Origin of the sequence: Hymenobacter sp. BT559 (assembly GCF_017571525.1) — a bacterium.
In the GTDB taxonomy this organism is placed as follows: Bacteria; Bacteroidota; Bacteroidia; order Cytophagales; family Hymenobacteraceae; genus Hymenobacter; species Hymenobacter ginsengisoli.
The window spans coordinates 1-23,872 of the sequence record NZ_JAGETY010000014.1; the positions used below are offsets into that span (position 1 = coordinate 1).

Annotated in this window: 22 protein-coding genes; 13 read left to right on the forward strand and 9 right to left on the reverse strand. The window is 59.5% G+C overall.

The features are described 5' to 3' along the window. Positions 1–56: 56 nt before the first annotated feature. Both J4D99_RS17250 and J4D99_RS17255 read right to left on the reverse strand, forming a co-directional pair. On the reverse strand, positions 57–656 hold the full coding sequence (locus J4D99_RS17250) for a DUF4142 domain-containing protein (protein WP_208132987.1): 600 nt from the start codon (positions 654–656) through the stop codon (positions 57–59). A gap of 75 nt (positions 657–731) precedes the next feature. Next, the gene (locus J4D99_RS17255) at positions 732–1,391 is read right to left on the reverse strand and encodes a DUF4142 domain-containing protein (RefSeq protein WP_208132988.1); all 660 of its coding nucleotides are present in this window, start codon (positions 1,389–1,391) and stop codon (positions 732–734) included. Positions 1,392–1,593: 202 nt separating this feature from the next. Between J4D99_RS17255 and J4D99_RS17260 the strand changes: the two genes are divergently transcribed. Beyond that, a complete protein-coding gene (locus J4D99_RS17260; RefSeq protein ID WP_208132989.1) occupies positions 1,594–2,445 on the forward strand; it encodes a hypothetical protein in 852 nt (283 codons plus the stop codon). A 160-nt stretch (positions 2,446–2,605) separates the two neighbouring features. Here the strand turns inward: J4D99_RS17260 and J4D99_RS17265 are convergent, their stop codons facing one another. Continuing rightward, positions 2,606–3,349, reverse strand: coding sequence for a 2-C-methyl-D-erythritol 4-phosphate cytidylyltransferase (locus tag J4D99_RS17265; protein ID WP_208132990.1), 744 nt, complete (start codon positions 3,347–3,349; stop codon positions 2,606–2,608). A gap of 143 nt (positions 3,350–3,492) precedes the next feature. Next, positions 3,493–4,542, reverse strand: a complete 1,050-nt coding sequence (gene queA / locus J4D99_RS17270; RefSeq protein WP_208133115.1) for a tRNA preQ1(34) S-adenosylmethionine ribosyltransferase-isomerase QueA — start codon at positions 4,540–4,542, stop codon at positions 3,493–3,495. A gap of 180 nt (positions 4,543–4,722) precedes the next feature. On the opposite strand from queA, the gene J4D99_RS17275 reads away from it, so the two are divergent. From J4D99_RS17275 to J4D99_RS17310, 8 genes are all read left to right on the forward strand, one after another. Continuing rightward, positions 4,723–5,988 carry an ABC transporter permease gene (locus tag J4D99_RS17275; protein WP_208132991.1) on the forward strand — a complete coding sequence of 422 codons (1,266 nt, stop codon included), beginning with the start codon at positions 4,723–4,725 and terminating at the stop codon, positions 5,986–5,988. Between the two features lie 186 nt (positions 5,989–6,174). Continuing rightward, complete coding sequence (locus tag J4D99_RS17280; RefSeq protein WP_208132992.1) at positions 6,175–7,041, forward strand: LOG family protein; 867 nt, start codon at positions 6,175–6,177, stop codon at positions 7,039–7,041. A 107-nt stretch (positions 7,042–7,148) separates the two neighbouring features. Continuing rightward, positions 7,149–10,049 (forward strand): DNA polymerase I, encoded by a 2,901-nt coding sequence (polA, locus tag J4D99_RS17285; protein ID WP_208132993.1) that lies wholly within the window; start codon positions 7,149–7,151, stop codon positions 10,047–10,049. A 72-nt stretch (positions 10,050–10,121) separates the two neighbouring features. Continuing rightward, complete coding sequence (locus J4D99_RS17290) at positions 10,122–11,555, forward strand: S41 family peptidase (RefSeq protein ID WP_208132994.1); 1,434 nt, start codon at positions 10,122–10,124, stop codon at positions 11,553–11,555. A 263-nt stretch (positions 11,556–11,818) separates the two neighbouring features. Beyond that, complete coding sequence (locus J4D99_RS17295) at positions 11,819–13,207, forward strand: hypothetical protein (RefSeq protein WP_208132995.1); 1,389 nt, start codon at positions 11,819–11,821, stop codon at positions 13,205–13,207. 109 nt (positions 13,208–13,316) lie between these two features. Continuing rightward, positions 13,317–14,330 carry a serine hydrolase domain-containing protein gene (locus tag J4D99_RS17300; protein WP_208132996.1) on the forward strand — a complete coding sequence of 338 codons (1,014 nt, stop codon included), beginning with the start codon at positions 13,317–13,319 and terminating at the stop codon, positions 14,328–14,330. A gap of 18 nt (positions 14,331–14,348) precedes the next feature. Beyond that, positions 14,349–14,801: a 3-oxoacyl-ACP synthase gene (locus J4D99_RS17305; RefSeq protein ID WP_208132997.1), complete on the forward strand. Its 453-nt coding sequence runs from the start codon at positions 14,349–14,351 to the stop codon at positions 14,799–14,801. Between the two features lie 61 nt (positions 14,802–14,862). Further along, positions 14,863–15,273 (forward strand): DoxX family protein, encoded by a 411-nt coding sequence (locus J4D99_RS17310; RefSeq protein WP_208132998.1) that lies wholly within the window; start codon positions 14,863–14,865, stop codon positions 15,271–15,273. 44 nt (positions 15,274–15,317) lie between these two features. Here the strand turns inward: J4D99_RS17310 and J4D99_RS17315 are convergent, their stop codons facing one another. Then, the gene (locus J4D99_RS17315; RefSeq protein ID WP_208132999.1) at positions 15,318–16,250 is read right to left on the reverse strand and encodes a class I SAM-dependent methyltransferase; all 933 of its coding nucleotides are present in this window, start codon (positions 16,248–16,250) and stop codon (positions 15,318–15,320) included. A 139-nt stretch (positions 16,251–16,389) separates the two neighbouring features. On the opposite strand from J4D99_RS17315, the gene J4D99_RS17320 reads away from it, so the two are divergent. Then, positions 16,390–17,370 carry a YpdA family putative bacillithiol disulfide reductase gene (locus J4D99_RS17320; RefSeq protein WP_208133000.1) on the forward strand — a complete coding sequence of 327 codons (981 nt, stop codon included), beginning with the start codon at positions 16,390–16,392 and terminating at the stop codon, positions 17,368–17,370. A 29-nt stretch (positions 17,371–17,399) separates the two neighbouring features. On the opposite strand, the gene J4D99_RS17325 is transcribed toward J4D99_RS17320, so the two are convergent. Continuing rightward, positions 17,400–17,858: a lipocalin family protein gene (locus tag J4D99_RS17325; protein WP_208133001.1), complete on the reverse strand. Its 459-nt coding sequence runs from the start codon at positions 17,856–17,858 to the stop codon at positions 17,400–17,402. 103 nt (positions 17,859–17,961) lie between these two features. After that, the gene (locus J4D99_RS17330) at positions 17,962–19,122 is read right to left on the reverse strand and encodes a DnaJ domain-containing protein (protein ID WP_208133002.1); all 1,161 of its coding nucleotides are present in this window, start codon (positions 19,120–19,122) and stop codon (positions 17,962–17,964) included. 138 nt (positions 19,123–19,260) lie between these two features. Between J4D99_RS17330 and J4D99_RS17335 the strand changes: the two genes are divergently transcribed. The 3 genes from J4D99_RS17335 to J4D99_RS17345 are packed head-to-tail and all read left to right on the forward strand — an operon-like array spanning position 19,261 to position 21,393. Next, a complete protein-coding gene (locus J4D99_RS17335) occupies positions 19,261–19,632 on the forward strand; it encodes a phage holin family protein (RefSeq protein WP_208133003.1) in 372 nt (123 codons plus the stop codon). Between the two features lie 44 nt (positions 19,633–19,676). Continuing rightward, on the forward strand, positions 19,677–20,645 hold the full coding sequence (locus J4D99_RS17340; protein WP_208133004.1) for a hypothetical protein: 969 nt from the start codon (positions 19,677–19,679) through the stop codon (positions 20,643–20,645). Next, complete coding sequence (locus tag J4D99_RS17345) at positions 20,638–21,393, forward strand: geranylgeranylglyceryl/heptaprenylglyceryl phosphate synthase (protein ID WP_236018726.1); 756 nt, start codon at positions 20,638–20,640, stop codon at positions 21,391–21,393. Before J4D99_RS17340 ends, J4D99_RS17345 begins: the two co-directional genes overlap by 8 nt. A gap of 179 nt (positions 21,394–21,572) precedes the next feature. Here J4D99_RS17345 and J4D99_RS17350 read toward each other — a convergent pair whose 3' ends face one another. Continuing rightward, positions 21,573–22,499 carry an AraC family transcriptional regulator gene (locus J4D99_RS17350; protein WP_208133006.1) on the reverse strand — a complete coding sequence of 309 codons (927 nt, stop codon included), beginning with the start codon at positions 22,497–22,499 and terminating at the stop codon, positions 21,573–21,575. 164 nt (positions 22,500–22,663) lie between these two features. Then, entirely contained in the window at positions 22,664–23,827 is a 1,164-nt protein-coding gene (locus J4D99_RS17355) for an acyl-CoA dehydrogenase family protein (RefSeq protein ID WP_208133007.1), read from the reverse strand. Positions 23,828–23,872 lie beyond the last annotated feature (45 nt).

The following is a 23,872-nucleotide window of genomic DNA, read 5'->3' on the forward strand; positions in this document are numbered from 1 at the left end:
GAAAAAGCCTCCGCACCAAGCTGTGCGGAGGCTTTTTCTATGCGCGGGGGCTAGCGCTATTTCTTGGCGTCCATTTCGTGTTGGAGCTTCTCAAACATGGCCAGGTGCATTTGCAGCACCGGAATATTTTTGCTTGCGTAGGCCCGAATTTCAGGGTCGCCGGTGTTGGTCGAGCCGTCCGTAAACTCCTTGATGTCATCCTTATGGTCTTTCACCATCTGCTTCACGTACTCCTTGTCCAGGTCGATGCCTTTTTTGGCTAGCACGTCATTGTAGACTTTCTGTTGCTCCTCGCCCAGCACGGTGGGCAGCGTAATATTCTTTTTTGCTGCCAATGCTTTCAGCTCCGCATTGGCTTTGGTGTGGTCGCTCACCATCTTCTGGGCGGCCTGCTTGGCGCCGGGCGTCTGCGCCCGCTTGGCTACCTGGCTGCCCATCTGCACTTCGAGCATGCCGCCGCTGGCGGCCTTGGTCAAAAACTCCGAGTCTTTCTCCTTGTCGTCGCGCACGGCCGCATTCTGGCCCGTGCCTTTGGTGGTGCTGTCAATTTTGGCTTCGTTGGTTTGCTGGGCCTCCTTCACCGAGTCGGGCGAGGAGTTGCAGCTGGCCGCCCCTAGCAGGAGGGCCGCGGCGAGCGAAAGCTGGCTGAGTTTCATGTGGAAAGCAATAAAGTAAAAGGGCAGCGCCTTCTACGTAAAGCGCTGCCCTTTCGGCTATTCCTCAGAAGGTGCTTACATCTTCATATTGGCATCGTTCTGGGCCATCTGGAGGTGGCTTTCTACTACGGGCAGGGTTTTAGTTATAAAGCCTTGCAAAGCTGGGTCTTTGGTCATCTGCTGGTGCGCGGCCATGGTATTGGCCGTCTTCTGGTGGTCGGCCACCATCTGGCTGATATACTTTTGCTCGAAGGCCTTGCCCGACAGCTTTTCCATGGCCGGGGCCATGGCCTTGTGCTCGGCGTCCATATCGGTGGGCAGCTTCACGCCTTTTTTAGCGGCTATCTGCTTGAGGTCGGCGGTGCTCTTGGTATGGTCGGCTATCATCTTGTTGGCCATTTCTTTAGCCATGCCGGTTACACCTTTGGCCAGCGCCATTTTGCTCTGCTGAATCTCGTTCTGGTCCGAGTGGGCCGCCGTCATCATAAACTCGGCATCGGTAGCATGAGGGCCGGTGGGGCCATTGGGGTCGGCCTTGCCGGAGCCGGCGGGAGCCTGGGTGGCCATTTTTGAGCTGCTGTCGCCAGCGGCGCTTCTGTTGGCCGAGGCCGATGAGTCGGCGCCCGAGGTGCCGGTGCTGCTTATCGTGTCAGTAGTTTTGGTTTCGGTGTTGGAGCTACACGAGCTGAGGGCGAGCAGGCAGGCCGCGAAAAGGGGCAAAGAGGCGCGAAGCATAGTGATTGGAGGGGAAAAGGGAAAGTTGTGAGGCATTGATTACGAATGATTTAGCTAAAAGTTGAGCTGCTGTGTAAGCGCCTGATTTATAGCCAGCCGCACGGCGCTGCTGTTCAGGCCAAATTTTTTTTTAACCCTCATTAAACCTCCACAAAGCTGCACGCTCTCAGCTAGTACACCTTACCTCTTCCCATCCTGCCCTATGCGCTACACTACTTCTCTCCGCATGCTGGCCCTGGCTGCCCTCACCAGCGGCCTGCTGCTCACCACTAGCTGCCACCGCGCCGACGTGGTGGCCGACGACATAACCTCGGCCGAAGACCATGGCCAGGGCGACGAAGAAAATGCCACCTCTGCCGACCTGGTAGAAGCCGCTGCCCCGCAAGATGCCACGGCCTCGGGCAGCGCCAGCATTGCCGGCCCCGCCGAGCTGAAAGCCCTGGCCTCGGGCTGCCTCACCCGCACCTATGACGCGGCCACGCGCACGCTCACCCTCGATTTTGGCCCCACCAACTGCCTGTGCGCCGATGGCCGCTACCGCCGGGGCCAAATCACGGCCGTGTTTAGCGGTCCCTACCGCCAGGCCGGCGCGGTGGTCACCATCAACCGCACCAACTACTTCGTGAACGACAACCAGCACCTGGGCACCCGCATTATCACTAATCTGGGCAGTGGCTCGTTTGACCTGAGCGTGCAGAATGCCAGCATCATTTTCGCCAATAACGGGGGCAGCACCTCGTGGTCGTCGCAGCGCCGCTACACCCGCACGGCGGGCTTTGGCACTGCTACCATCCTCGACGATGCCTACAGCATCACGGGCTCGCTCACGGGCACCAACCGCCGGGGTGTAACGTACACGGCCGCCATCCAGCAGCCGCTCATCAAGAAGTTTGCCCCCGGTTGCGCCCGGCATTTTGTAGCCGGCACCATCGAGCTGACCAATTCTAATGCCAAGGCCATGCTCATTAATTACGACCCTAGCGGCACCGCCGCCTGCGACAACATCGCCACGGTCACGGTGAATGGCCACACCCGCACTATCTACCTGAAGTAGTGTCTGAACCACGGATTCGGACGGATTTATCGGAGTAATTGGATTTCGTAGCCGATTAAAAAGTAAAAAGGCCACCCGGTTGGGTGGCCTTTCTTTTGTGGGTGCTGCCTCAAAGCTGGGCTAGCAAAACTGCCGTTAGCTAATCGGCTACAAAATCCGATTACTCCGATAAATCCGTCCGAATCCGTGGTTCAGATAGCAACGCCTCGGCCAGCAGGAGGTCTTCGGGCGTCGTGATTTTCAGGTTGCGGTAGTCGCCCTCCACCAGCTGCACCGGGTGCAGGTCATCGACCACGCTGGCATCGTCGGTGAAGGTGGGCAGCTCGGGCAGGCGATAGGCGCGGCGCAATAGCGCCAGGTCGAAGGTTTGGGGCGTTTGCATGAGGCGCAGGCGGCGGCGGTCGAGCGGCGATGAGCCGGCCGCCCCCAGCATCCGCACCGAGTCTTTGGGCGGCACCGCCACGGCCGCGGCGCCGTGGGCGGCGGCCGCCACGTAGGCCGCCTCAATGACCGAAGCCGTGATGAGCGGGCGCACGCCATCGTGCACGGCCACCAGCGTGCCGGCTGGCGCCTCGGCGGGCAGCGCCGCTAGCCCTGCCTTCACCGATGCCCAGCGCGTAGCGCCGCCCACCACCAACGTATGGGGCAGGGTAATCGCATACTCGGCACACAGCTGCCGCCAAAAATCGAGTTGGTCGGCTGGCAGCACTACCACCGTTTTCGTCACCCCTAGCGCCGGCTCGGCAAAGCGCCGCAGTGTGTGCAGCAGCACCGGCTCGCCGCGCAGCAGCAAGAACTGCTTGGGCCGGTCAGCGCCCATGCGCAGCCCGCTGCCGCCGGCCACCAGGATGGCGTAGCGCGGCGCAGCCGGGCTAGCTGAGGAAGAACTAAAAACGTCTGTCATTGCGGGCGGAACGAAGTGGAGCGCGGCAATCTTTCCTTTCCGTTGAGCTAGGGGGTACTACCACAACGCAAAGGAAGGATTGCCGCGCTCCACTTCGTTGCGCTCGCAATGACAGACGTTTTACAACGCTGACTAGCCGCAGCTTACAGAATCAGCATCGCGTCGCCGAAGGCGAAGAAACGGTACTTCTCCTTGATGGCTTCCTGGTAAGCTTCCATCAGCAGCTTGTAGCCGGCGAAGGCCGAGGCCATCATCACCAGCGTGCTTTCGGGCAGGTGGAAGTTGGTAAGCAGCGAGTTAGCGATTTTAAACTCGTAGGGCGGGTAGATGAATTTATCGTTCCAGCCCTGCGTCACCTTGATGCGGCTGCTGGCCGACACTGAAGCGTCGAGCGCCCGCATGGTGGTAGTGCCGATGGCGCACACCTGGTGCTTGGTATCAATCGACTTGTTGACTACCTGCACGGCGTCGGGGCCTACGAAGAACTGCTCCGAGTCCATCTTGTGCTTGGTGAGGTCCTCTACGTCCACGTTGCGGTAGGTGCCCAGCCCTACGTGCAGGGTAATGAAGGCTTTCTCGATGCCCTTGATTTCCATGCGCTTGAGCACCTCGCGCGAGAAGTGCAGGCCGGCGCTGGGGGCCGCCACGGCGCCGATGTGCTCGGCAAAGATGGTCTGGTAGCGCTCCTTGTCAGCCGGCTCGGTTTCGCGCTTCAGCACGTCTTTGGGCACGGGCGTTTCGCCCAGCTCATACAACGCCTTGCGGAACTCCTCGTCGGTGCCATCAAACAAAAACTTGATGGTGCGGCCGCGCGAGGTCGTGTTGTCGATAACCTCGGCCACGATGTCCGACTCGCCGAAATACAGCTTGTTGCCTACCCGGATTTTGCGGGCCGGGTCTACCAGCACGTCCCAGAGGCGGCCTTCTTTATTGAGCTCGCGCAGCAAGAATACTTCAATCTGGGCGCCGGTGCGCTCTTTTTGCCCATACATGCGGGCCGGAAACACTTTGGTATCGTTGAACACGAACACGTCGCCCTCCACGAAGTAGTCCAGAATATCTTTGAACATCTTGTGTTCAATCTGGCCGGTGGCGCGGTTTACCACCATCAGGCGCGATTCGTCGCGGTGGCGGGCAGGGTGACTGGCAATCAGCTCTTCGGGGAGTTCAAACTTGAACTCATGCAGTTTCATCGCCATGATGGGCAGTACTAGGGGGAAGTTACCGAAAATTCGGGGGGCAAAGGTACGCTTTTCTCGCTAGATTGTTGATGAATTGTAAGTTGAGTTTAAGAGCGCTAATAATAGCGGGCGTTTAGTAGGTTTGTCACGGCTCCGCTTGCCCGGCGAGCGCTGATTTCATTCAATGCCGCTATGTTCCTGACCTTCCGCCTTATGCTCGAAAGCTTTGCCTTTGCTTGGCAGGCCCTGCGGGCCAACCTGCTGCGCACCATTTTGTCGCTGCTAGGCGTCACGGTGGGCATTTTTTCCATCATCGCCGTTTTTATGGTGGTCGATTCGCTGGAGTCGAACGTGCGCGCCAGCATGAACTTCCTGGGCGACAAGGTTATCTACGTGGGCAAGTGGCCCTGGGTCTTTGACCCCAACCAGCCCTGGTGGAAATACTTCAACCGCCCCGTGCCTACGGTGCGCGAGTTTCGGCAGCTGCAGCGCATGCTGCCCGCTAACAGCCAGAAAGGCATTGCTATCTTCGTGCCCAAGAGCGGCAACACCTTCAAGGCGGGTATCAACTCGGTGAGCGACTGCGCCTTTCAGGGCGTGAGCTACGAATACCGCAACGTGTCGGACGTGCCCATTGAGCAGGGGCGCTACTTCACGCCGCAAGAAGTGGAGGCGGGGCGGCCGGTGGCCATCATCGGGGCTACCATTGCCGAAAACCTGTTTCCGCAGGGCGAGCCGGTGGGTCGGCAGTTCAAAACCCACGGCCGCTACTTCACGGTAATTGGGGTGATGAAAAAGGAGGGCAAGAAGCTGCTCGACACCCCTAGCAACGACGCCAACTGCCTCATTCCGTACGATGCCTTCGCTAGCCTCTTCGCCATGAGCAGCACCGGCATGAGCGGACCCTCGCCCAGCATCGGCGTGAAGGGCCGCGACGACGACCCCGGCCTGCTCAACCTCGAAGCCGAGATGCGCGGCGACATGCGCATTATCCGCGGCCTCAAGCCCCGCGAGGAAGACAATTTCGCCCTCAATCGCCCCGAGATGATTGCCGATACCATCGGTAAATTATTCAGCGTCATTGGTATAGCCGGAGGCATTATTGGCTCATTTGCCATGCTGGTAGGTGGCTTCGGCATTGCCAACATCATGTTTGTATCGGTGCGCGAGCGCACCAACATCATCGGCATCCAGAAGTCACTAGGGGCCAAAAACTACTTCATCCTGTTCCAATTCCTGTTTGAGGCGGTGTTTTTGTGTCTGCTGGGCGGGGCGGCGGGTATCTTCCTGGTGTGGCTCATCACCCTTATTCCGCAGGATGCGCTAGCCCTCACGCTGAGCGCGGGCAACATCTCGCTCGGCCTGCTGGTGTCGGTGGGCATCGGCATTCTGGCTGGTATCATCCCGGCCGTGCTGGCCGCCAACCTCGACCCAGTTATTGCCATCCGGGCCAAGTAGCGCCACGCTTCTGCTTCGGGCGCGAGCGCAGTAAGCAACGCGCTAGGGGCGCCCAGTACCGCCTGCTCGTTAGTCACTCGCGCGCGAAGAAGAAGCTTCGCACTGGTTTACTTATCTTCGCGCCCTTGCTTTTTATCGCCCCGCTTCCAGGAGCCGGGGCGTTTTATTTTTTCCACCCTGGCTACTATGTCTAAACTCAAAAAAACCAGCAAAACCAAAGCTTCCGACGAAACACTCAACGCGGGCTCGGGCAAGACGATTGTGCAGCCCAATGTGAATGATAACAAGCTGACCAGCATCACCGAGCTGCGCCAGCAAACGGGCGGGGTGGCCAAGCTCGGCACCGACCCCGACGAGCAGCGCATCCGGAAAGCCTTCGTCGATAAAGACTGGAACGAGATTAAGATTGCCGACAGCTGGCAGATTTTCAAGGTGATGGCCGAGTTTGTGGAGGGCTTCGAGAAGATGTCCAAAATCGGCCCCTGCGTCAGCATTTTCGGCTCGGCCCGCACCAAGCCCGATAACCAATACTATAAGCAAGCGGAGGAAATAGCCTCCAAGCTGGTGCGCCACGGCTACGGCGTTATCACGGGCGGCGGCCCCGGCATCATGGAAGCTGGCAACAAAGGCGCCCGTGCCGAAGGCGGTAAGTCGGTGGGTCTCAACATTGAGCTGCCTTTCGAGCAGACCCACAACATCTACATCGACCAGGATAAGTGCATCAACTTTGATTACTTCTTCGTGCGCAAGGTGATGTTTGTGAAGTACGCGCAGGCCTTTGTGGGTATGCCCGGCGGCTTCGGCACCATCGACGAGCTGTTTGAAGCGCTCACCCTGATTCAAACCAAGAAAATTGGCCGCTTCCCCATCGTGCTCGTGGGCTCGGCCTACTGGGGCGGCCTGTTCGAGTGGATTAAGAACGTCATGCTAGGCGACGAACGCAATATTTCGCCCGAAGACCTGGACCTCGTGCACATCGTGGACGACGCCAGCGAAGCGGTAAAAATCATCGACGACTTCTACCACAAGTACTCGCTGTCGCCTAACTTTTAGGGCGCGCTTATTGTGCCAAAAGCCGGACGGAAACGCCCGGCTTTTTTGTTGCTCAGTTACGGAGGCCGGTATTTCCGTAGTTCTACTAGCCCGACCTTTGCCTCATCATGACTGACCAATCCCAGCCCACCGCCCCCGCCAAAAAGCTTTTCCTGCTCGACGCCTTTGCCCTCATCTACCGCTCGCACTTTGCCTTCGCCAAGAACCCCAGGGTGAACTCGAAGGGGGTAAATACGGGGGCCATACTGGGCTTTACCAACACGCTGGTGGAGGTGCTGCTGAAGGAAAAGCCAACCCACATCGGGGTGTGCTTTGACGGACCGAAGAAAACCTTTCGGCACGAGCAGTTTGCGGCCTATAAGGCGCAGCGCCAGGCCATGCCCGAGGATATTGGCATTGCTATCCCCTACATCAAGCAGATTATCAAGGCCTTTCATATTCCCATCCTGATGATGGATGGCTACGAGGCCGACGATGTAATTGGGACCATTGCGCAGCGGGCCGAGGCCCACGGCTTTGAGGTGTTTATGATGACGCCCGACAAGGACTACTGCCAGCTTGTGACGGAGCATATCAAAATCTACCGCCCGGCCTTTATGGGCAACGCAGCTGAAGTGCTCGATGTAGCGCACGTACTCCAGCGCTTCGAGATTGAGCGCGTCGAGCAGGTGATTGATATTCTGGGCTTGCAGGGCGATGCGAGCGATAATATTCCGGGCATCCCGGGCATTGGCGAAAAGACGGCCAAGACCCTGATTCAGAAATACGGCTCGGTCGAAAACCTGCTGGCCAACGTGGATGAGCTGAAAGGCAAGCAGCAGGAAAACGTGCGCAACTTCGCCGAGCAGGGCCTGCTGAGCAAGGAGCTGGCCACCATTCATGTGAATGTGCCCATTGATTTTGAGCCCGAAAGCCTGACGCTGGATGCGCCCGACGAAGCCCAGCTGCGGCAGCTGTTCGACGAGCTGGAATTTCGGCAGCTGGCGGCCCGGGTGCTGGGGGGCGGCAGTGCTCCTAGCGTGGGCCGCGGGCCGGCCGCCCCGGTGGGGCGTGGCGCGCGGCGGCCCAAGGTGGCCCCTAGCGCGCAGGGCTCACTGTTTGGGGAGGGCAGCGCGGCGGTAGTTATCGCGGCTGAGAACGGAGAGTTTATGCCCGGCGAGGCGGGGCACGAGTATCACGGCGCCACCCGGCGGCTTGAAGACGTGCCCCACAACTACCACCTGGTCGATACACCCGAACTACGCAAGTCGCTGGTAGGCTTCCTGTTGCAGCAAAAGGAGGTAAGCTTCGATACCGAAACTACCGGTTTGAACACGATGACAGCGCGGCTCGTGGGCCTGAGCTTCTGCTGGCATGCGGGCGAGGCGTACTACGTGCCGGTGCCCAGCGATGATGCCGAAGCGAGCCAGGCGCTGGTAGATGAGTTTTGTCCCTTCTTCGAGAATGAGCAGATTTTGAAAATCGGGCAGAATATCAAGTACGACCTGCTGATTCTCAAGAACTATAACGTGCGGGTGGCCGGGCCGTTCTTCGATACCATGCTGGCGCACTACCTCATCGAGCCCGACATGCGCCACAACATGGACGTGCTGGCCGAAACGTACCTGCACTACACGCCCGTGCCCATCACCGACCTCATCGGGCCGAAGGGGAAGAACCAGAAAACGATGGCCGACCTCGCCCCGGCCCTGGTGAGCGACTACGCCTGCGAAGACGCCGACGTGACCCTGCAACTGCGCCACACCTTCGAGCCCATGCTCCAGGAATTGGGCTTGCTAGGCCTCCTCAACGACGTCGAAAACCCCCTGGTACCGGTGCTTGCCGACGTGGAGCACGAGGGCGTTCGCATCGACTCGAATGCCATGAACGAGTATTCGGCCGAGCTGCAGGGCTACATCTCGGAGCTCGAAACGCAGATTTTTCAGGAAGCCGGCGAGGCTTTCAACATCGGCTCGCCCAAGCAGCTCGGCGAGGTGCTGTTTGATAAGATGCAAATTGGCAAGGGCACTATCAAGAAAACCAAGACTGGCCAGTATGCTACCGGGGAGGAAATCCTAAGCCAGCTAGCCGCCGATAACCCCATTGCCGGCCTTATACTGGAGCACCGCCAGCTCACCAAGCTGCGCTCGACCTACGTGGAAGCGCTGCCCCAGCTGGTGTGCACCGATGGCCGCGTGCACACCACGTTCAACCAGGCAGTTACGGCTACTGGCCGGTTATCTTCGACTAACCCCAACCTGCAGAATATCCCGATTCGTACCGAAAAGGGCCGCGAGATTCGCAAGGCCTTCGTGCCGCGCGATGCCCAGCACATTCTGCTCGCTGCCGACTACTCGCAGGTGGAGCTGCGCATCATGGCCGACTTCTCGGGCGATAAAACCATGATTGAAGCTTTCCGGCTAGGGCAGGATGTGCACGCCAGCACGGCCAGTAAGGTGTTTCATGTGCCGCTGAATGAGGTGGACAGCGAGATGCGCCGCAAGGCCAAGACAGTGAACTTCGGCATCATCTACGGCATCTCGGCCTTCGGGCTAGCCCAGCGCATTGGCATCAGCCGCAAAGAAGCGACCGATATTATCGACACGTATTTCGAGGAGTTTCCGAGCGTGAAGCAGTTCATGGACGATAGCATCAACCGCGCCCGCGAGCTTGAATACGCCGAAACGCTGCTCAAGCGCCGCCGCTACCTGCGCGATATCAACTCGCGCAATGCCACGCTGCGCGGCTACACCGAGCGCAACGCCATCAACGCGCCAATTCAGGGCACGGCCGCCGACATCATTAAGATGGCCATGATAAACATCCACGACTGGCTCGAAAAAGAGAAGCTCGGCACCAAGATGATACTACAGGTGCACGACGAACTTGTGTTCGACGCCGTGCGTGAGGAAGTGGACTACGTGACGCCCAAAATCCGCGAGCTAATGACCACGGCCCTGCTGCTGCCCCATGGCGTGCCGCTGGAGGTAGAAGTAGGCACCGGCGACAACTGGCTGAAAGCGCACTAGGGGCATGCAAAGCACTAGATGGGAGGAAAGGGCGTAGTATCTTACACCCTGGCTTCTCATCTAGTGCTTTTAATGAAAACATTACTTTTTCTGCTACTGCTGCAGCAGCTAGCCTATGCCCAGGCGCCTGCTGCCTGTGGGTGCTCGCAAAACTTTGCAGAAGCACGCCGACTGCTGGAGACTAATTACTCCGGGTATCGCGATAAAGTAACTGCCGCTACCAAGCCTCGGCTCGATTCGCTCACGAGGGTGTTGCAGCTGCAGGCCGATGCGGCAGGGAGTGCCAGTGCATGCCAGCAAGTATTGCAGCAGTACCTACAGTTTTTCCGCGATGGGCACGTGCAGTTGAGTAGCAACTCCTCTACGCGTCTCAACAATGACAGTATCCGGGCCTATTATGCCAATACAGAGCGCCTGCCTTGGACGCGGGCCAGCTTCCGCAAGTACCTCGACGACCCTAGCCGGCCAAAGAAGCCCCTGGAAGGTATATGGCGTGACGGTGATGGGGGAGGCTACGAAATAGGCATCGTATCGGCTGGTGCCGCTGGCTACCAAGGCGTTGTGTTGAAGGCCGACAGTATTTTCTGGGTGCCTGGCCAGGTGAAATTTACATTTACTGACCCGGAGGCTGGTCCTGCTGTAGCGCGCTACTACATGCGCAACCACAACCTAGAGAGTCGCCCCGTGCGGGTGGTTAGCGATGGCGAGCTGCTCATCAACGGGCCTTGGTACCGCAGCTATCCGCGGCCGGTGCCGATGCCGCCAGCACCCGCGCCATTCAGCTTTCGAATGCTCGATGACACCACTGCGCTGTACCGCATTGCTTCATTTAATGGCTATTTGCGCCCAAAAATCGATAGCATCACTAAAGTCAACGCGGCTAATCTGGCGCACACCAAGCTGCTGATAATAGACGTACGAGGCAACGGTGGTGGCTCCGACGGCAGCTATGGCTCGCTGATACCTTACCTGTACACCAATCCGGTAAAGGAAGCGAGCGCGGCCATTTTCTCGACGCCAGAAAACAACAGCACATTTAGTGGGCCAATGCTGCCCGGCACGTCGGCAAGCGAGAAGAAATACTACGCAGCCTTGAAGCAGCGACTGGACAAGCACCCGGGAGAGCTGGTATCAATGGCAGCGCACGGAAAAACCTATACCATACATCAAAAGCGCAGTCACCTTCATCCGGAAGTAACGCGGGTAGCGGTGCTGCAAAATCACTTCTGTGCGAGCACTACCGAGCAATTTTTGCTGCTAGCCCGCCAAAGCAAAAAAACCACCACCTTCGGCGAAAACTCAGCAGGCGTACTCGATTATTCGAACGTGCATTCTAAGTCTTTGCCGTGCTACAACTTACGCTTAGGCTGGGCCATTTCGCGCAGCTTCCGCATCGACCGTGGCGAGGGCATTGATAACGTGGGGCTGACGCCCACCGTGCGCCTCGACCCCACCACTTCCGATATGGTGGAGCAAGTACGGGCCTGGTATCGGCAGCGGAAGTAAGCTTCGTGCACTTCCTAACTAGCCCTGCGCACGGCCTGTTTGAGCTGCATACCAACCTAGCATGACTTGGCTAGGAGGCGACAGTTGGGCTGCCTAGCTGCGCCGCTAGGGGCGTTGTAGGAAGAAAGCCCTAGGGTAGTAGCACTGTCTGGCTTGGAATCTAGCCAATTAAAAAAACTGTTCAGCGAGCAGCTATCCTCTGTATCCCGGTTACTTTTACAGCCTACGCACTGCAATAGTCTATGAAATACACGCTTCTATTTATGTTTTTTTGTTGGGCTGGGTTGGGCCGGCTACGGGCGCAAGCCATTCACTTTGAGAAAGACTCATTAACCCAGGTGTTTGCCAAGGCCCGGCAGCAAAATAAACCCGTCTTTTTGCTGTTCGCGCCGCCCCCGCCGTCGGCTAACCTCCCCCCGGCGTTGAAAGCGGAGCGGAGTAAGTCGGGCCTGTACACCCCAGCGGTAGTAGAAAAGCTGAACCAGGGCTTTCTCAACAAAGAGCTGGTTTTTGGCACGGCCGAAACGGGGGCCGCGGCCCGCCGCTACAACGTGACGGGCTACCCGAGCTACCTCTATTTCAACCCCGATGGTAACCTGCTGTACCGCCGCCTGGGCAATTCCAGCAACGTTGATACGTACCTGCGCGACCTCGCGGCCGCTGAGCAAGCGCGCCAAGACCCGCAGAACCTAAGCCACTTGGCGGCCGAGGTGCAGCAGGGCAACGCGAGTGCCGACCTGCTCCGGCGCTACCTCACCAAGCGCCGCGACCTAAAGCTGCCCATTGAGCCCGCCCTGCTGGATGCTTACGCCCGGCAGCTCCCGGCCCAAGCGTTTTATAAGCCCGCCGAAGTGCTGTTCATCCTCGAATGCGGGCCGGTAGTAGGAAGCCCGGCTTTTCAGCTTTCGCACCTGAGCCAGAAGCTGATAGATAGCCTGTATAAAAGCGTGCCGCTGCCCCGGCGCATCGTGTTTAATAATCTTATTATTAAGAATACGCTGGCGCAGGCCGAAGCTACCAAAGACCGGGCGCTGGCCGAGAAGGGCGCCAGCTTTGCTAGGGGTACCTGGAACGGCGACTACCTGAAAGGCCAGCGCACTTACGAGCGCAACATGCTCAACTTCTACCAAACGGTGAAAGACACGGCTAGCTACCTGCGGCAGGCAGTTACTTTTTACGAGCGGTATTACCTGAACCTGCCAGCCGACACGATGAAGAAGCAACTAGAAGCACTCCGTGCTTTTCGGCAGCGGCAGCCGGCCGTGCTACACCACCTCGATTCGGCGGCGCGGCAGCGCGCGGCGGGCCACACCCCCGTTGCAGTGGCTACTACGACCGTGCGACCCGTGGCCGTGGGTGGCCCACCGGCGTCTTTTCTGCAAGAGTTGAACAACGGGGCCTGGGCCATTTACCAAACCGGCACCCGCAATAAAAACTACCTGTGGCACGCTACTACCTGGAGCAAGCGCACCGTAGACCTCGACCCCTTGCCCTACAACTACGATACCTTAGCGCACCTGCTCTACCGGCTTGGCTATTATGCCGAAGCCGAAGCTCGCGAGCAGCAGGCCGCTAGCCTGGCCCGGCAGCAAAAAGTGCCGGCTAGCGGCTACGAGCACGAGCTAGAGAAAATGCGCAAGCGCACGCTGTAGAAGTTGCGGGCATACCTTTGGCGCGCGGCCCCTTAGCCACGGCGTAGCCCCTGCCCCGATGCTGAAAACACGTTTATTGCTCCTGCTAGCCCTATTCAGTAGGGCAGCAATGGCCCAGCACCAAGCCGAGCTCACAGCCCTAATGCAGCGCCACCACGTGCCTGGCATGCAGCTGGTTTATACGAAAGGCACAGCCGTGCAGAACTACAGCCTGGGGGTGCGCGAAGCTGGTACCCAGCAGCTGGTCACAGCCACAACCATCTTCGAGGCGGCGTCACTAGGCAAGGAAATGCTGGCCTACGCAGCCTTGCGCCTCCATGACCGCGGTGTGCTCGACCTCGACAAGCCGCTGCTCAGCTACTACGCCTACCCGCGCCTGCGCGGGCAGGCCCGCGCCGCCCGCATCACGGCGCGCATGGCGCTGGCGCACACCACCGGCCTACCCAATTGGGCCGAAAACCCCACGGCTCCTAGCTGGAAAACCTCGGCCCTAGCCGTGAAATACGTCCCTGATAGCTGCTGGAACTACTCGGGCGAGGGCTACACATTTCTGCAAAAAACGCTGGAGCACCTTGCCGGCAAAACCTGGGAGCAGCTGGCGCAGCAAGAAATATTTGCGCCGCTAGGGCTGAAAAACAGCAGTTTTGCCTGGCGCCCGGCCTTTGCGGCTACGGCCAGCGCTGGCCACGATGGCGCTGGCAAGCCCACGCCTATCGACCATTTTGTAGAGCCCTACGCAGGGTACAGCCTGTACGCAACGGCCGCCGATTACAACCGCTTTTTGCAGGCCCTGCGCACCGGGCAGGGGCTAAAGCCCGCCACCGCCCGGCTGCTGCGCACGCCGGCCACGGCCGCCAACCGCTGCGGCCATGCTACTACGGCTGCCGACGCTCACATAGATTGGGCCTGTGGGGTGGGGCTAGCCACCACCAGCCAGGGCCTGGCGCAGTGGCAGTGGGGCGACAACGGCAATTTCAAAGGCTTTTTTATGACCCTGCCGGGCAAGCAGGAAAGCCTGCTTCTGTTAACGAACAGCTCCAACGGTCCGCAGCTCGTCGATGAGGTGCTAGCCCTCTTCTTTGGCCACGGCCAGTATTGGGCTACGCAGTGGCTAGCCGAATAATTCGCTTTTACCCCGCGCATGATACTGAAAAACAGCCTCTACGCTGCCTGCCTCGCCCACCTGAGCCTGCGTCTCGACGCGGCCCGCGCCGGCATGGCCGCCGCCCAGGAGTCGAGCAACTCTGAAACCAAAAGTAGCGCGGGCGATAAGTACGAAACCGGCCGCGAGATGGCCCAGCAGGAGCGCGACCGCCACGCCCAGCAGCTGCACGAGGCGCAGAAACTGCTGGCCGACCTGCAAAAGCTTCACCCCGAGCTGCCCTGCGACACCGTGCGCCTGGGCGCCGCAGTGACCACCAGCCTGGGGCTGTTCTACGTGAGCGTGGGGGCCGGGCGGCTGCGCACGGAAGAGGGGCAGGAGTTTGTGGCCGTATCGCCAGCCGCCCCGATACTGGCGGCGCTGGCTGGTAAGCGGGCCGGCGACGAGGTGCTGTTCAACGGCAAAAAGGTGCGGGTAGAGGCCGTGAGCTAGCGCCCGCGCACCCTAGCCAGCAGCGGGCCGTAAGAGGAGAAAATTCTTTCTTCTTCCCCTTATGGCAACCGACGTTAAAACGACCACCTTGCAAAACGTAGCGCGCTACGCCATGGGCACCTTTATGGTGGGCGCCGGGGTGGGCCACCTCACTTTCGCCCGCCAGCCCTTCCAGGCCCAGACGCCCGACTGGGTGCCGCAGGATAAAGACACCGTGGTGCTCGAATCGGGCGTGGCCGAAATTGGCCTCGGGCTGCTTATGCTCTTCAACCACCGCTACAAGCTGCCGATGGGCGTGGGCCTAGGCGCGTTTTACGCCGCCGTTTTCCCGGGCAATATCCATCAGTATCTCAGCGGCTTGCCTGCGCTAGGCCTCGACACCGAGCGCAAGCGCTACCTGCGGCTTTTCCTGCAACCCGTGCTCATCGGCGCGGCCCTCTGGAGCTGCGGCGTGTTCAATAAGAAAAAGTAGGGCGCAGTAAGCGGTAGCACGAAGCGGAGGCTGCGCGCTACTGCTTACTGCGCTTTTTCGTTTTTGGCCACCACAAACATGCGGTCGCCGAAGCGGCCGGTCAGCTTGTTCAGCCAATAGGTGGGGTACTGCGTGCCGAGCTTGGCGGCTTGCTCTACCACGTTGCCCCCTAGCCGGATATTGGCCGGCGCCTTCACCGGATTTTGCAGGTCTACTACCGAAAAGCCGTTCTTTGCCAGCATCTTATGAATAGTGGCGGGCGTGAATTCGTAGAGGTGGTAGGGCGGAATATCCATGCGGCGCTGGCGGCCCAGGGCCTTGTAGGCCGCAAACCCCAGCCGCATACTCGGCAGGTTGGTCACGCTGGGCAGGGCTAGCACTAGCAGCCCGCCGGGGCTCAGGATGCGCCCAAACTTGCGGATGGCCGCCGCCGGCGACAGCAGGTGCTCCAGCACATCGCCGAGGTAAGCCAGGTCAAACTGATTTTCGTGGAAATCCTCGGTGGTTTCGATGTTGCCCGTCACCACGGGCAGGCCCAGCTCGCGGCGGGCGTAGTCGGCGGCATGGGCGCTGATTTCGAGGCCGTGGGTTTCCCAGCCCAGGCTTTGCAGGCTTTTGAGGGTGTAGCCAGGGCCGCAGCCCACCTCCAGGTACCGAAACTTGCGGCCGGGGTAGTGCTGCTGCATGTAGCGCGTAAACTTGTCTTCCTGCACTTTGCTTAGGTCCAGCGCCTTGCCCTCCTCAATAAAGGCCCTATCCTTCTCGGTGCGGTCGTAGTTGGGCCGGTCGGTGAAGTATTCCTTGCCATACAGTTTTTCGAGCTGCGCGGGCGTGGGCTGCGGGTCCAGAAAAGCCAGGTCGCAACTCAGGCAGCGGGTGCCTTGCAGGCGTTGGCCGTCAAAGAGATAATAGAAGGGCAGGGGCTCGAAGCGGGTGGCTCCGCACAGGTCGCAGTGGCGCATCTTGTCAATTATCATTTAACATTTATCAATTAACAACCCGGAGGCAGACGACAAATGCCGATAATTCTCCCTGTAAAGTTCAGCAGCAGAACCCAACCAGGCGCCAGGTAGTTGGTTAGTCAGGTAAGCTGTTACCTGTTAAATACTACATGATATGCTGGATACTGTCATTATTGGGGCTGGCCCCGTGGGCTTGGCCTGCGCCATCGAAATTCAGCGCCAGGGCCTCACCGTGGCGGTAGTCGATAAGGGCGCGCTCGTCAATTCCATCGTGGGCTACCCTACCCAGATGGAGTTTTTCTCGACCCCCGAGCTGCTCGAAATCGGCGGCTATCCTTTCCCGATGGCCAGCTACAAGCCCCACCGCGAAGATGCCCTCGACTACTACCAACGGGTGGCTGCCGCCGAAAAGCTCGACCTGCGCCTCTACGAGCGCGTTACGGGCCTGCGCGGCCAGGCCGGCGACTTTGTAGTCGAAACCGACCAGGGCGAGCTAGCTGCCCGCACCGTGGTGGTGGCCACTGGCTTCTTCGACGTGCCCAATTACATGGGCGTGCCCGGCGAAGCACTGCCCCACGTAAATCATTATTATAAAGAGCCTTATGCGCACGCCGGCCGCGACGTAGTGGTGGTGGGCGCTAAAAACTCGTCGGCCAAGGCCGCGCTAGCCCTCACCCGGGCCGGTGCCCGCGTGGCGCTGGTGGTGCGCGGCTCCGAGGTATCGGAAAGCGTGAAATACTGGATTCGGCCCGACCTGCTCAATCGTATCAAGGAAGGCCGCATTCAGGCGTATTTCAACACCACCATCGACGCCATTACGCCCACCACCGTCGAAGTGACGATGCCCGAGGGACCGCGTAGCCTGCCGGCCACCTATGTGTATGCACTCACTGGCTACCGTCCCGATTATGCGCTGCTACTCGACGCGCTAGCCCTGCCCCTCGATGAAAATGACCCGGCCCGCCCGCCGCTGTTCAGCCCCGCTACGCATGAAACGGCCCGGCCGGGCGTGTACGTGGCCGGCACGGTGTGCGGGGGGCTAGCCACCAGCCGCTGGTTTATCGAAAACGGGCGCCACCACGCGCAGCTCATCGCCCGGGCCCTGGCGGGCACAGTCGAACTCGCGCCCCGCTAGGGCCCGGGCAATAAGCGGCTGGCCGCAACCTAGTTGGGCACAAAAGTGGCGTCGACGGTATACGCCGTGCCACTCACTGACTGGCTCGAATAAAGGTGCAGCGTAGTGGCCGACAGCTCTTTAATATCGGCATCGCCGTTGAGGGCGCTGTTCGGCAGCATAAGGGTGAGCTTGGTTTCGTTGCTGTTGAAGGCCCAGGTACCCGACTCGGTTTGGGGGTCAGAAGGGCTGCACTTAGTAGGGCCCGCGTCGACTATCGCCGTTTTGTCGGTGTTGAACTTATAAAAATCGTCTTTATCGCAGTCTTGCAAGAACAACGAGCTTGGCACGGCCATCCCACCCACCGTGACGATGACGGTAGACAGGCGCCAGCTCTTAGCGGTCAGCAGTGCGGTGCGCGTGGGCGCAGCGCTCGGCGACGTATCATCATTTTTTTTGCAAGAGCCCAGGACTACCACGGAAGCTAGCAGGAGACAAAGTTTTTTCATACCAGTAAAAGGAAGAAGAGTGCAGGACAAATATAGGCTTCTGGCTGCTGAAACGCCGAGTTTATCTTCTTTACCTGCTGAAATAAAAGTGCTGTCTACCAGCTTAAGGGCAGTTGGCCAGGGCCGCCTTGGCATACGAGTACCCCGCCGTGGCGCCGCGCCGAAAAAACTCGCAGCCGCTGGCCGAATCGCCGGCCTGCTGGGCCAGCCGGCCTAGCAAGAAAAGTGTGCGCCCGTCTTCAGGCTGCGCCTTCAGGGCCTCAAAATAAACCAGTCGGGCCTCGGGGTAGCGGGCCAGGTGGGCCAGCGCGGCGCCCTCGGCTTGCAGGTAGGGCAGGGGCACGGCCCGGCCGGCCCGGCTGAGCTGGGCGTGGCCGTGATGCAGGTCGGCCAGGGCCGGGCGGGTTTGGCGCAGGTCGAGCAGGCGGTTTTCGCCCCGGGCTAGGTAGGCCTCGGCTAGGGCCGTGTCGAGGGCCAGCGCGCGGCAGTAGCTGAGCTCGGCCTGGGCGGGCTGGTGCAGGCTAGCCTGGCAGCGGCCCAGGCGGTAGAGCACGCGGGCCGTTTCGGCGGGGGGCAGGGGCGGGCTTTCGGCGCTGAGCAGGGCGGCCTCGTAGTCGGCCCGGGCGGCCAGCAGGTTATGATTGATATCTTGGTTGAGCTGCCCCCGCAGGCGCAGGGCAGCCGGGTGGTCTTCGCGCAGGGCCAGCGACTGGTCGAGCTGGCGCGCGGCCTCGGTCCACTGCCCCTTGGCAAAAGCGGTGCGGCCATCTTCGTAATACAGATTGGCTTGCACACGGTCCATCACAATCTTGGCCGATACCCCAAACAAGAATATCAGAAACGTGAGCCCTGCCACCAGCCAAAAATCCTGCTTGTTGAAGCGCACGTGCTGGCGCGGCGCGCGCTGCTGGTAGTGGCGCTCGCGGGCGCCCGCCGGGGGCCGGGTGCGCAGGGGCGGGGCGGTGGCCGGGTCGCCGGGCATCTTGTACACCGATGGGCCGCTGGCGGGCACGGCCGCCGCGCGGCGAAGCTCCTCGGCCCGGCGGCTAGCCTGCTGAAGCTGATAGTCGTACTGGGCTCGGCGGTCGGCATCCGAAAGCACGCCGTAGGCCACGGCCACGGCCTTGAAGCGCTCTTCGTAGTGGCGGTCGCCGCCGTGCTTATCGGGGTGCAGCTCGGTGGCGAGGCGGCGGTAGGCCCGCTTGATGTCGGCAACGGGGGCCGTGGGTGGTACCCCCAGCACCTGGTAATGATTTTGACTCACGCCACGAAAATTTATCGAAAGCCCGGGGCAAAGGCAGCCCTGACCGAAAGTTTTGCGTAAAGAACGCCCTAGCCCGCCAAGCTGTTGCGGCTGGCTCAGCTCCTTAACCGCATTTCCTCGCTAAACAATTCCGCAACCATGGCCACCCTGACCGACGACAAAACGCCGCACAACGACAGCCTCATCAGCAACCTCGTAGGCTACCTCGATACCCGGATTGATATTGTGCGCCTCGAAACCCAGGAAAAAGTTAAAGGCATATTTGTGAGCACGGTGCACGGCGTGGCCCTCGGCGTGCTAGGCTTCTTGTTCATCATATTTGGCTCTATCTACCTGGGCCTTGTGCTCAATGATGCCCTCAATAGCCCCTCGGCCGGCTTTGGCCTGGTGGCTGCCTTGTATCTCGTGCTGGCTGTACTGTTTTTTGTGGGCGTTGATAAAAAACTGTTTCAGGGGGTGGCCGATAAGCTGCTGAACAACACCATCTATAAATCTGATAAGCGCGCCTAGCTCGCTATTATTCTTTCTGGTCTCCTTGCTAACTCAACCCAACCATGACCGAGCCTACCAACCCGTTGTTTGAAGACGAAAAAGACTTTCTGGAGCGCAAAAAGCTGGAGTACGAGCGGGCGCTGCGCGGCGACGTAGAAGAAATAAAAGAAACTACCGTGCAGGTAGGCAAAGTAGCGCTGGTGGGCGCGGGCGTAGTAGGCGGCATCTGGCTGCTGCGCAAGGCGTTTGGCGGTGGCAAGGCGAAAAAGAAGGCCAAGCACAAAAAGCATCGCTCGCACTTTGAGGACTACGCCGGCTTCGATGGTTTCGACGAAAACGACCAAGAGCTGAACGAGCTGGCTACCGATTTTCAAGCCCCCGGCTACGACGATGGCTATGCCGGCAACGACGCCACCAGCGACGGCTTTTACTTTGATGGGCAGGACGACTACTTCGGTAACTCGGACGACCGAGCTTATGATGACGAGGCCGACGCCGATGATAACGGCCTGCACAACTACCCCGATTTCCCGGCCCACTCGGCCTCGCACCACGGCAATGACGCTGACGTGCTGCACGTAGGCGAAGACCACGGCGACGACGAAGGTCCGGCGCATTCCTACGCTTCCAGCAACTCGTACCAGGCCCGGCCCTACGACGACAGCCGCCGCCTGCCGCACACTACTAGCTTTGCCGACGAGCAAGACGACGAAGAGGCAGATACTGCGCCCGCCGCGCCAAAAACCAGGCGCAGCCTCATCGGCCCTGCTCTGATTTCCTTTGCCCAGAGCGAAACCGGCCGCGTGATTGTAGCACAGGCTGCCGCAGTAGCGCTAGCCCTCGTAACCAAGGCCGTGCAGGACTTTCTGCCCAAGTATGAGGAAGAAGCCGGCAAAAATGCCGACCTTGCAGCTTCATCGGCTAGCGTGGGGGTTCCGCCCGCTACCTGGCCCGCCACCTCTGCCGCTCAGGATGCCACTGCCGCCGCCCACCACGACGACACTACTCCCTACCGCGAGCCGCTTGCTTGATACGCTGGCCGGGCTGCGGCTGCGCGGGCGTAAGGCCCTGGCGGTGCTGCTCGACCCCGACGACTTTGAGCCCGCGCGCTTGCGCCAGCTGCTGCACCTTACGCAGCAGCACCCCATCGATTTCTTCCTCGTAGGGGGCAGCCTGGTGCTTACCGAGCACCAGGCTGCCCTTATTGCGTTGCTGAAGGCTGAGGCGCCGCAGGTGCCCGTGCTGCTGTTTCCGAGCCACGCGCTGCATGTGGACCCTAGCGCCGACGGCATTTTGCTGCTGTCGCTCATCTCGGGCCGCAACCCCGATTTTCTGATTGGCCAGCACATAGTGGCCGCGCCGCGGCTGCGCCAGAGCGGCCTCCAGGTTTTGCCTACTGGCTATATGCTCGTCGATAGTGGGCGGCCTACCACGGCCTCCTACATCAGCGGCACAGCCCCACTGCCCCACGATAAGCCAAGTATTGCGGCGGCAACGGCTATGGCTGGCGAACAGCTAGGCCTGCGCCTCATGTACCTCGACGGGGGCAGCGGAGCGCAACACCCCGTGTCGGCCGCTATGATAAGTGCCGTGCGTGCCGCAGTCGATACGCCCCTCATCGTGGGAGGGGGCCTCAACAGCGGTGAGAAGGTATATGCGGCCCTAGCCGCTGGGGCCGACGTGGTAGTAGTAGGCAATCACCTGGAGCGCGACCCCGGTTTTCTGGCCGATGCCGTGGCTGCCGTGCGCGAAGCCACTATTGGGCAGTCAGTGAAGTAGCCGGGGCTGCTCGTACGCCGAGCGCTACTGCCTTCGCTACTAGGCGCTGTAATGCGGACCTGACAGCGTACATCGGTAGGCAGTAGGTAATAATACAAAAGGCTACTGATGCGAGTAGCCTTTTGCCTAACCTGAAAAATGCAATAACGAGCGCTGAGCTCTCTGTAGCTGTTAGTTAGCTAGATGTTCATAGCCGTTTCGCGGCGGCGCATCTTGCCAGCCGGAATGCCAAACATCATTTTGAAGCGGCGGCAGAAGTAAGCTGTGTCTTTGTAACCCACTTCTTTCCCGATATCGCGGATGCTTTTCTTGGTAGTGCGCAGCAGCGAAACCGCGCGCTCCATGCGCTGATACTCAATGTAATCCTGCGGATTGATGTTGGTCAGCATCTTGAAGTACTGGCCCACATAGTCCTCGCTCACGTTGGCTACCGTGGCCAGCACCTTGTTGGAAAGGTCGCCGCTCAGGTTTTCCTTAATGAAGTTGAACAGGTCAATCAGGCGCGGGTCTTTGAAGTAAGTGCTGTTAGTGGCTAATTGCTCCACGAACAGATTGTTGCGCAAGATGTAGCGCACCACTTCCACTACCAGGTTCTCGGTGTAAATGTTGATGAGGCGCTCGCGGCCCGGTAGGTCTTGCAGCGACTCTTCAATGATTTTGATGACCAGATTGGCCAGCTTCGAGTTGCCTTTGATGACGAAGGCCGGCACATCGAGCGAGGCAAAGAAGTTGACCGAGTCGAATACTTTCGCCTCAAACGACACGAAGCTGTGGCTTTCCTCGGCGTCGCCGATGTAGTCAAGCTTGTCGTTGGAAGTAAAAAACCGGTCCTTATTCGTAATTAAGTCGTCGTTTGAAATGACGCGGCTAGCAGCGCTCTGGCCGTAGCCCACACGGGTAGCCCGCCCGCCCGGCAAAAACAGCAGTTCCCCTTCTTCGACTACCTGCTCATCTTCGCCAAAAAATATTTTGCCCTTATGTAGCAAAATAAGGTTATTGCCGACATCATACGCGTTGCGTACGGTGAAGGCCTGACGAAGCACTAGGTTCTTGGCCTTGATGTATCGTACTCCTAGTGATTCAATTACTTTATTGTAGTCTTCCATTTGTTTTCAGCTGGTAAGGGAAAATTCACACCGGGTAGGCCAAAAGTACCGAAAGTTACAACAAATAACTGCAAAATATTCTAAAAAAAATTCAGCAAAATAAAAACCCAGGCCGATTTGGCCTGGGTTCCGTGCAAATATACTCGTTTTTTGTCGAAAAAGTGCTATTTCAGTATCTCGCGGGAAATAACAATTTTCTGAATTTCGGAAGTGCCTTCATAAATCTGAGTAATCTTGGCGTCGCGCATGAAGCGCTCGACATGGTATTCTTTCACGAAGCCATAGCCACCGTGAATCTGCACAGCCTCTACGGCCGCGTCCATCGCTACTTTCGAGGCAAAGAGCTTGGCCATGGCGCCGCTCTTGGCGTAGTCGGCGTGGTTGTCTTTGTCGGCGGCGGCTTGCAGGCACAGCAGGCGGGCCGCGTCGACGTTGGTAGCCATATCGGCCAGCTTAAACTGGATGGCCTGGTGCTTGGCAATCTCAACCCCAAAAGCCTTGCGCTGCTTGGCGTACTTGATGCTGAGCTCGAGCGAGCCCGAAGCAATGCCCAGCGCCTGCGAGGCAATGCCGATGCGGCCGCCCGCCAGCACCTGCATGGCAAACTTGAAGCCGAAGCCATCGTCGCCAATGCGGTTTTCCTTGGGCACCTTCACGTCGGTAAACATAAGGGAGCAGGTGTCGGAGCCCCGAATGCCAAGCTTGTTTTCCTTGGGGCCCTGCACGAAGCCAGGCATATCCTTATCCACAATCAGCACATTGATGCCGCGCGACTTCAGTTCGGGGTGCGTCTGGGCAATAACCAGGTACACCGAGGCAGTGGTGCCGTTGGTAATCCAGTTTTTGGTGCCGTTGAGCAGGTAGTAGTCGCCCATGTCCTCGGCGGTAGTGCGCTGGCTGGTAGCGTCGGAGCCAGCCTCGGGCTCCGAAAGAGCGAAGGCGCCGATAATCTCGCCCGAGCATAGGCGGGGTAGGTACTTCTGCTTTTGCTCTTCGGTGCCGTATTTCTCCAGGCCCCAGCATACCAATGAGTTATTCACGCTCATAATAACTGAGCAGGAGGCATCGACCTTGGAAATTTCTTCCATCGCCAGCACGTAGCTAATGGTGTCGAGGCCCGAGCCGCCGTATTCGGGGCTCACCATCATGCCCATAAAGCCGAGCTCGCCCATACGCTTTACCTGGGCCGCCGGAAACTTCTGGTGTTCGTCGCGTTCAATCACGCCTTCCCAGAGCTCGTTCTGGGCAAAGTCGCGGGCAGCGGCCTGCACGGCCAGGTGCTCTTCGGTAAGCTGGAAGGGAGAGGCCGTAGCCGTAGTAGTCGTCATGGTCGGGGAGGGAGGTAGGGGGTGGGTGGGGAGAGCAGGAATGTG

What these genes read in the sequence shown, in the direction of transcription:
- J4D99_RS17355 (WP_208133007.1), bottom strand. Translation starts at nt 23,827, where the DNA reads ATGACGACTACTACGGCTACGGCCTCTCCCTTCCAGCTTACCGAAGAG.
- J4D99_RS17275 (WP_208132991.1), top strand. Translation starts at nt 4,723, where the DNA reads ATGTTCCTGACCTTCCGCCTTATGCTCGAAAGCTTTGCCTTTGCTTGG.
- J4D99_RS17315 (WP_208132999.1), bottom strand. Translation starts at nt 16,250, where the DNA reads ATGATAATTGACAAGATGCGCCACTGCGACCTGTGCGGAGCCACCCGC.
- J4D99_RS17295 (WP_208132995.1), top strand. Translation starts at nt 11,819, where the DNA reads ATGTTTTTTTGTTGGGCTGGGTTGGGCCGGCTACGGGCGCAAGCCATT.
- J4D99_RS17265 (WP_208132990.1), bottom strand. Translation starts at nt 3,349, where the DNA reads ATGACAGACGTTTTTAGTTCTTCCTCAGCTAGCCCGGCTGCGCCGCGC.
- polA (WP_208132993.1), top strand. Translation starts at nt 7,149, where the DNA reads ATGACTGACCAATCCCAGCCCACCGCCCCCGCCAAAAAGCTTTTCCTG.
- J4D99_RS17255 (WP_208132988.1), bottom strand. Translation starts at nt 1,391, where the DNA reads ATGCTTCGCGCCTCTTTGCCCCTTTTCGCGGCCTGCCTGCTCGCCCTC.
- J4D99_RS17280 (WP_208132992.1), top strand. Translation starts at nt 6,175, where the DNA reads ATGTCTAAACTCAAAAAAACCAGCAAAACCAAAGCTTCCGACGAAACA.
- J4D99_RS17320 (WP_208133000.1), top strand. Translation starts at nt 16,390, where the DNA reads ATGCTGGATACTGTCATTATTGGGGCTGGCCCCGTGGGCTTGGCCTGC.
- J4D99_RS17340 (WP_208133004.1), top strand. Translation starts at nt 19,677, where the DNA reads ATGACCGAGCCTACCAACCCGTTGTTTGAAGACGAAAAAGACTTTCTG.
- J4D99_RS17305 (WP_208132997.1), top strand. Translation starts at nt 14,349, where the DNA reads ATGATACTGAAAAACAGCCTCTACGCTGCCTGCCTCGCCCACCTGAGC.
- J4D99_RS17290 (WP_208132994.1), top strand. Translation starts at nt 10,122, where the DNA reads ATGAAAACATTACTTTTTCTGCTACTGCTGCAGCAGCTAGCCTATGCC.
- J4D99_RS17250 (WP_208132987.1), bottom strand. Translation starts at nt 656, where the DNA reads ATGAAACTCAGCCAGCTTTCGCTCGCCGCGGCCCTCCTGCTAGGGGCG.
- J4D99_RS17335 (WP_208133003.1), top strand. Translation starts at nt 19,261, where the DNA reads ATGGCCACCCTGACCGACGACAAAACGCCGCACAACGACAGCCTCATC.
- J4D99_RS17300 (WP_208132996.1), top strand. Translation starts at nt 13,317, where the DNA reads ATGGCCCAGCACCAAGCCGAGCTCACAGCCCTAATGCAGCGCCACCAC.
- J4D99_RS17325 (WP_208133001.1), bottom strand. Translation starts at nt 17,858, where the DNA reads ATGAAAAAACTTTGTCTCCTGCTAGCTTCCGTGGTAGTCCTGGGCTCT.
- J4D99_RS17260 (WP_208132989.1), top strand. Translation starts at nt 1,594, where the DNA reads ATGCGCTACACTACTTCTCTCCGCATGCTGGCCCTGGCTGCCCTCACC.
- J4D99_RS17310 (WP_208132998.1), top strand. Translation starts at nt 14,863, where the DNA reads ATGGCAACCGACGTTAAAACGACCACCTTGCAAAACGTAGCGCGCTAC.
- queA (WP_208133115.1), bottom strand. Translation starts at nt 4,542, where the DNA reads ATGAAACTGCATGAGTTCAAGTTTGAACTCCCCGAAGAGCTGATTGCC.
- J4D99_RS17350 (WP_208133006.1), bottom strand. Translation starts at nt 22,499, where the DNA reads ATGGAAGACTACAATAAAGTAATTGAATCACTAGGAGTACGATACATC.